At 74.4% G+C, this 6,463-nt stretch carries 6 protein-coding genes; 2 read left to right on the top strand and 4 right to left on the bottom strand.

Translation table 11 applies throughout. The features are described from left to right. Positions 1-96: 96 nt before the first annotated feature. The 4 genes from ACFV8H_RS40965 to ACFV8H_RS40950 all read right to left on the bottom strand — a co-directional run bounded on the left by ACFV8H_RS40965 (position 97) and on the right by ACFV8H_RS40950 (position 3,515). Complete coding sequence (locus tag ACFV8H_RS40965; protein ID WP_380409823.1) at positions 97-765, bottom strand: heme oxygenase (biliverdin-producing); 669 nt, start codon at positions 763-765, stop codon at positions 97-99. A 226-nt stretch (positions 766-991) separates the two neighbouring features. Beyond that, a complete protein-coding gene (locus ACFV8H_RS40960) occupies positions 992-1,861 on the bottom strand; it encodes a hypothetical protein (protein ID WP_380409821.1) in 870 nt (289 codons plus the stop codon). Positions 1,862-1,872: 11 nt separating this feature from the next. After that, on the bottom strand, positions 1,873-2,436 hold the full coding sequence (locus ACFV8H_RS40955; protein ID WP_380409819.1) for a papain-like cysteine protease family protein: 564 nt from the start codon (positions 2,434-2,436) through the stop codon (positions 1,873-1,875). A 236-nt stretch (positions 2,437-2,672) separates the two neighbouring features. Then, complete coding sequence (locus ACFV8H_RS40950) at positions 2,673-3,515, bottom strand: helix-turn-helix domain-containing protein (RefSeq protein WP_380409818.1); 843 nt, start codon at positions 3,513-3,515, stop codon at positions 2,673-2,675. 137 nt (positions 3,516-3,652) lie between these two features. Between ACFV8H_RS40950 and ACFV8H_RS40945 the strand changes: the two genes are divergently transcribed. After that, positions 3,653-4,513, top strand: a complete 861-nt coding sequence (locus ACFV8H_RS40945; protein WP_380409816.1) for an NAD(P)H-dependent oxidoreductase — start codon at positions 3,653-3,655, stop codon at positions 4,511-4,513. 216 nt (positions 4,514-4,729) lie between these two features. Next, positions 4,730-6,463: histidine ammonia-lyase (gene hutH, locus ACFV8H_RS40940; RefSeq protein ID WP_380409814.1), on the top strand; the 1,734-nt coding region annotated here is incomplete at its 3' end.

Raw genomic sequence — 6,463 nt, 5'->3', positions numbered from 1 at the left:
GGGTACTCGCGGGGGCCGGTGCGATCGCGGCGGGTGCCCGGGCCGCCCGGGCGGTCGAGGCCCGGGCAGCCCGGCTCCGGACGCAGCTCCGGACGGTCAGGCGCTCAACGGGTAGCGGCCGTCGAGGTCGTGGAAGACCGCCCCGTTGAGCACGAAGGCCCGCTTGCACTCCTCGACCACCCGGCGCCGCTCCACCTCGTCCATCGCCGCGCCCGCCGCGTCCAGCTTGGCCCGGTAGTCGCGCTTGAAGGCGGCCGGGTTGGTGACGTCCTCGAAGACGTAGAACCGCACGCCGTCGCCCTTGCGCTCGAAGCCCCAGGCCTTCTCGGCCAGGCCCCGGATGATCTGGCCGCCCGACAGGTCGCCCAGGTAGCGGGTGTAGTGGTGGCCGAGGTAGCCGGCCGGCCACTCGGCGGCCAGCTCCTCGATCCGCGCCACGTACGCGGCGGTGGCGGGCAGCGGCGCGAGTCCGGTGCGCCAGTCGGGCCCGCGCAGGTGGGCCAGGTCGCGCTCGATGGCGGCGGTGCGCAGCAGCGCCGGGTCGATGAACGGGCCCGTCAGCGGGTGTTCCGCGAGCTGCTCGGCCCGCTCCTCCAGCGCCCGGTAGACGAACCAGAGCTGGCCGGTGAGCTCGGCGTAGGCGTCGATCCCGAGCTGCCCGCCCAGCAGGCGGCTCATGAACGAGGAGTGCTCCGCGGCCTCGTGCTCCTCGCTGCTGGCGGTGCGGAGCACGGTGGAGAAGGGGACGGGCTCGGGCGTGGGCATGCGGCCTCCAGGGATCGGATGCGGCCGGGGCGGAAGCCCCGCTAATTTTGGTTAGCCTAACCTAAGTTCATGACTTCCCGACACTCTGTCGGTAAAGGTAGCCCAGTCGCCCTGGAAACGGCAGGGGCAGGACCGCTGCGGACCCGCGCCCCCGGCGCCGACATGCCGACGCCCCGCCGGTCCGGCCCCGGAGGGGGTCGGACCGGCGGGGCGAGGAGCCCGTGGGTCAGCGGGTGCTGCTGCGACGGCGGCGGAACGCGAGGACGCCGCCCGCCAGCGCCAGCGCCGCGGCCGCGCCGCCGATCACGACGGGCGTCGAGGACGGGGCCGCCGCCGTCCGCGCCGCGGTGCCGTAGCCGCTGGACATCCCGGCGGCGGCGTACTCCGAGCCGGGCAGCTTGTCGGCGTAGCGGGCCTTGACCAGCTTCTGGTACTCGCTCAGCGAGGCCGAGGGTCGGCCGTCCAGCCCCAGCCGCGCCTGGTCGTTGAGCGGCTCCACCGTGGTGAGCCGCAGCTGGTACCAGCCGCGGATCTGCGGCTCGCTGAACACCAGCGTCCCGGGCGTGGCCCTTCCGGCGTACGTGGCGTCGCTGTTGCCGTCGCGCACGCCGGCCAGGTGCCAGCCCCCGCCCTCGGTGGGGGCGAGCAGGACGGTGGCGTTGCGCCCGTTGACCGTGGTGTTCAGGGCAGAGACCAGGTAGCTCAGCCGGATCGCCTGGGAGGCGAGCGGCAGGGCCGTCCCGGCGACGAACCCGGGGGTGAGCTCGTTCAGGGCCAGCGGATCGTTGACGGTGAAGGCCGGCAGGCCCGCGCACGGCTCGGCCTGGTCCGGGATCGTCTGTGCCGCCGGGGGCGCGTCCTTCCGGGGCAGTGGGGCACTGAGGAAGCGGCAGACGGCGTCGCGGACGTCGGCGGACTTCACCAGTTCCAGGGCGGCCGTGTAGTCCGGGATGTCCGCCGGGAGCGGGTCCTTGGCCGGGGCCGCGTGGACGGGCCCGGCGAGCGGCAGCAGCGCGCAGGCGCCGGCCGCCAGCAGGGCGGCCAGGCGGATGCGGCGGGTGCTCGCCGGCCCGGCGGGTGTCGTGGTGCTGTGCATGGCCGTCCGCCTCACCTGGAGATGCCGATCCGGGAATGGGTCCATTTGAACGAGCTGTTGCTGACGTAGTCGGCGTAGTTCCACCAGGTGTAGGTGGCGGTGTCCGGCCACGGGTCGGCGACCGCGACGGTGTTCTTCGAGGTGTCGAAGCCGTAGACCACGTTCATGTGGCCGCCGCCGGAGGTCCAGCCGATCCGGGCGGCGACCGGCCGGGCCGCCTTGACGTCGGTGTACACCTCGTTGAACGCGGCTGCGCGGGTCAGGCCCGTGCCGGTGCGGGTCATCCCGAGGCTGCTCCAGCCACGGGCCATGTCGTCGAGCGTGGCCGGCTGGTTGTTGCAGCCGTAGTAGGGCTGCGCCCGGGTGCAGAAGTCCGCCTGGGTGCTGCCGAGGCCCTGGAACTTGGCGATGGTCAGGCCGGAGGCGACCCAGCACCACTGGGACTTCTCCTGCTTGAGCATGGTGATGTTGTCCTGGCCGGCCTCGGCGTGGGCCTGGCCGCCCGCGGTGGCGAGCAGTGCCGAAGCCGTCAGGAGGACGGTCGTCGCCGCGGTCGTGAATCTGGGTCTGCCCATGGGTCTGCCTTCCCGCGCGGAGCGCGATGGGTGTCGGGGAGTTTGCAGAGCCATGACAGCACGGAACGGCGCGATTACGGAGCGTATGCGAAGGAGTGTTGCGAACGGGTGCGCATCGCGACACCGGAAGTCGGTGCGGTGGCCGCCCGGTGCCTCGGTGCCTCGGGGCCTCGGGGCCTCGGGTCTCAGTGCCTCGGGGTGTCAGTGCCTCGGGGGCTTGGCGCCTTGGCGGTCCCTCAGCGGCCCGGCGTGGCGGCGAGCCGGGTGAGGGCCTCGGCCTCGGGGCTGCCGGGCCCGGCGCCGAAGACGTGGACCACCAGGCCGGTCTCGCCCGGTGCGGCCGGGATGTGGAGCACCTCGAAGTCCAGGGTGAGCACCCCGGTCTCCGGGTGGTGCAGCCGCTTGCGGCCGGGAGCGCACATCACGACCTCGCCGGAGGCCCAGATCCTCCGGAACTCCGCGCTGAGGCCGGTGAGTTCGTCGATCAGGGCGCTCAGGTCGAGGTCGCCGGGGTAGCGGCCGGCGGCGACCCTCAGCTGGCCGACCGCCTCGGCCGCCCGGGCCGGCCAGTCGGGGTGGACGCCGCGGGCGGCCGGGTCGAGGAAGAGGTAGCGGGCCTGGTTCCGGTCGCGGCGCCCCGACTCGCCCACGCCGCCGATCAGTTCGGCGCCGAGCGGGTTGGCGGCGACCACGTCCAGGCGGTGGTCGGTGGCGAAGGCGGGGGAGTGGGCGAGGGCGAGCGCGTCCAGGGTGCGGCGCAGCAGCGGGCTGACCCGGGCCGCGGGGGCGGCGTCGCCCCGGCCGCAGACCAGGGTGGTCAGGTGCCGGTGCTCGGCCGGGGCGAGGTCCAGTGCCCGGGCGAGGGCGTCGAGCACCTCGGTGGAGGGCTGGGTGGCCCGGCCCTGCTCCAGCCGGACGTAGTAGTCGACGCTGATACCCGCGAGTTGCGCCAACTCCTCGCGCCGCAGCCCGCGGACCCGGCGCCGCCCGCCGCCCGCGATGCCGAGGCGTTCCGGCGCGACCCGGGCCCGACGGGCCTTCAGGAACTCGCCGAGCGCTTTGGTCTCCACACTGTGCATGCCCTCAAGTATCGGTGCTCGCCGCCCAGGGCGGGCGCTTCCCCCGGCTCTGGGTGGTCCTGGCAGTACCAGGACCGCGAATCCTCCGGACGCAGGGGGCTCTGGCTGCGGCGCGGCACCCGGGCGAGGCTCTCCCCATGACCACCACCGCCGTGACCACCACCGCCATCGACAGCACCGCCATCAACAGCACCGCGACGACCGCCACCCCGGAGCACGCGCCCGGCGAGCCGCGCAAGGTCCTCCTGGTCACCGCCCACCCGGAGCCCGGCTCGCTCACCGCGGCCCTCGCCTCCTTCGCCGTCGACCACCTGCGCGCGGCCGGCCACCACGTCCGGGTGTCCGACCTGTACGCGATGAAGTGGCGCGCCGCCCTGGACGCCGACGACTTCCCGGACCACCCCGCCGACCGCCGGCTGGAGATCCTGCCGGCCCAGGGCGAGGCCACCAGGACCGGCCGGCTGGCCCCCGACATCGCGGCGGAGCAGGAGAAGCTGCTGTGGGCGGACGCGGTGGTCCTGCAGTTCCCGCTCTGGTGGTTCTCCGTGCCCGCGATCCTCAAGGGCTGGATCGACCGGGTCTTCACCTTCGGGTTCGCCCACGGCCCGGCCGTCCCGCCGCCGTACAGCGAGGGCGCCCTGGCGGGCCGTCGGGCGCTGCTGGCCACCACCGTCGGCGCCCCCGGGACGGCGTTCTCCGACCGGGGCATCCACGGGCGGCTCGCCGACGTGCTGTACCCGCTCCAGCACGGCCTGTTCTGGTTCACCGGGATGGCGCCGCTGGAGCCCTTCGCCGTCCACGAGACGGTGGGACTGCCCGCCGACCGCTTCGCCGCCGCCACCCGCGCGTACGGCGAGCGCCTCGACCGGCTGTTCACCGACGCGCCGGTGCCGTACCGCACCCTGACCGGCGGCGACTACGACCGGGCGATGCGGCTCAACCCCGGCGTGGAGGCCCCCGGGACGGCCGGGTCGGACCTCCATCTGCGCACCGTGTGAGCGGCGGCGGCTTCCCCCGGAAGGGGACACGTCGTGGTGCGGCGGGCCGATCGTGGTGACGTAGGGTGATAGGAGGTCAACAGGGGGGAGTCGAGGTTCCGGTCGGCCGCAGTCGCGCGCGGACCCGCCCTCGGACCCCCGGCCCACCCCGTTCCGCCCCGTTCCGCCCTCGGCCGTGGCGGGTGCCCCGGGTCGCCCGCAGACAGGAGAGTTGAGTTGTCGTCCGACAGCACGCAGCGTTCGCAGTGGGTCCAGGACCGTCCGGCCACGTCCCGTGCCCCCAGAGCGGACCTGCTGCTCGACGGCCGCTCGCTCACCGTCAAGGAGACCGCCGCGGCCGCCCGTCGCCCGAAGGCGTGGCGGGTGGCGCTGTCGGACGGCGCGGTGCACCGGATGAAGCGGTCGGTCGACCTCAAGAACGCGATCGTCGACTCCGGGCAGCGGGTGTACGGCGTCACCTCCGGCTTCGGCGACAGCAACACCCGGCAGATCTCGCCGCGCAAGGTCGAGGCGCTCCAGGCCAACCTGATCCGCGGCTTCAACTGCGGCCTGGGACCGGCGGCTTCGCCCGAGGTGGTGCGGGCGACGGTGATCGCCCGGGCGAACTGCCTGGCGCGCGGCAACTCCGGCATCCGCCCGGAGGTCGTCCAACTGCTGCTGGACTGCCTGGAGCAGGACATCCTGCCGGTGGTGCCGGAGCGCGGCTCGGTGGGCGCCAGCGGCGACCTCGTCCCGCTCAGCTACCTCGGGGCGATGCTCACCGGCCACGGCACGGTGCTGCACCGGGGCGAGGCCCGGCCCGCCGCCGAGGCCCTCGCCGAGGAGGGCCTGGAGCCGGTGGTGCTGGCCTCCAAGGAGGGGCTGGCGCTGGTCAACGGCACCTCCTTCATGGCCGGCTTCGCCGTCCTGGCCCTGCGCGACGCGACCGAACTGGCCTTCGCCGCCGATCTGTGCACCGCGCTCGCCTCCCAGGTCCTGAACGGCAACCCGCGCCATTTCGACCCGTTCGTCTTCGACCACAAGCCGCACCCGGGCACCGCCGACTCCGCCCGGACGGTGCGCCGGCTGCTCGGCCGGCTCGGCGACGGCCCGTACGAGGGCGACCAGGACGGCGGCCCGGCCGACCCGATGCCCGACGGGACGGGCTACCGGCGGCTGGCCGAGGCCGTCCAGGACCGGTACTCGATCCGCTGCGCCCCGCACGTCAACGGCGTGCTGCGGGACACCCTCGCGTTCGCCGCCGACTGGACCCACGTGGAGATCAACTCCTCCAACGACAACCCGCTGTTCGACGCCGACGCGGGCGTGGTCGTCAACGGCGGCAACTTCTACGGCGGGCACATCGGCCAGGCGATGGACTCGCTCAAGACCGCCGTCGCCAGCGTGGGCGACCTGCTGGAACGGCAGTTGCAGCTGGTGGTGGACGAGAAGTACAACAACGGACTCACCGCCAACCTCATCCCGCGCTTCCCGGACGACAGTTGGGAGGCGGGCCTGCACCACGGCTTCAAGTCCCTGCAGCTGGCGGCCTCCTCGCTGGTCGCCGAGGCGCTCAAGCTGACCATGCCCGCGACCTCGTTCTCCCGCTCCACCGAGGCCCACAACCAGGACAAGGTCAGCATGGGCACCATCGCCGCCCGGGACGCCCGGACGGTCGTCGAGCTGGTGCGCGAGGTGGCCGCGATCCACCTGCTGGCGCTCTGCCAGGCCGCCGACCTGCGCGGCCCCGAGCGGCTCAGCGGCCCGACCGCGGCCGTGCACGCGTCGGTGCGCGCCGTGTCGCCGGTGCTGGACCGGGACCGCGGGATGGAGCGGGACATCGCCCTGGTGGCGGAACTGATCGGCGCCGGACGGCTGCGGGAGGCGGGGGGGGGGGCCGGGGGGGCCGGGCGGCCGGGGGCGCCCCCCCCCCGGCGCCCCCCCGGGGGGGGGGGGGGGGGCCGCGCCCGC

This window comes from Kitasatospora sp. NPDC059827, assembly GCF_042731675.1.
Taxonomy (GTDB): Bacteria; Actinomycetota; Actinomycetes; order Streptomycetales; family Streptomycetaceae; genus Kitasatospora.
This window is presented reverse-complemented; position numbering and strand designations above follow the sequence as displayed.